We start from the raw sequence: 329 nt of genomic DNA, 5'->3' as shown, positions 1-329 counted from the left end.
TGCAGTGCTCACACAGATTGTCTGATGAAAATTAGCAGTAAGAAAATCTCTGCAGGCTTGTAGCTCAGGTGGTTAGAGCGCACCCCTGATAAGGGTGAGGTCGGTGGTTCAAGTCCACTCAGGCCTACCAAATTCATCCTGGTGAATTTGAAGAGGTTTTAACTACGATGGGGCTATAGCTCAGCTGGGAGAGCGCCTGCTTTGCACGCAGGAGGTCTGCGGTTCGATCCCGCATAGCTCCACCATCTTTACTGCAACAACCCAAGAAAACTTCAGAGTGTACCTGAAAAGGTTCACTGCGAAGTTTTGCTCTTTAAAAATCTGGATCA

Annotated in this window: 2 tRNA genes; both read left to right on the top strand. The window is 48.0% G+C overall.

Going from position 1 to position 329, the window contains the following annotated elements:
• The first annotated feature begins 53 nt into the window (after nt 1-53).
• Nucleotides 54-130: transfer RNA gene (locus FDX04_RS14475), tRNA-Ile, on the top strand.
• Nucleotides 131-169: 39 nt separating this feature from the next.
• A tRNA-Ala gene (locus tag FDX04_RS14470) sits at nt 170-245 on the top strand.
• The last annotated feature ends 84 nt before the right edge of the window (nt 246-329 follow it).

The sequence above is a fragment of the Citrobacter sp. wls615 genome (assembly GCF_005281355.1).
Classification (GTDB): Bacteria; Pseudomonadota; Gammaproteobacteria; order Enterobacterales; family Enterobacteriaceae; genus Citrobacter; species Citrobacter werkmanii.
Note: the sequence above shows the minus strand (reverse complement) of the source record. Positions and strands in the feature narration are given on the sequence as shown.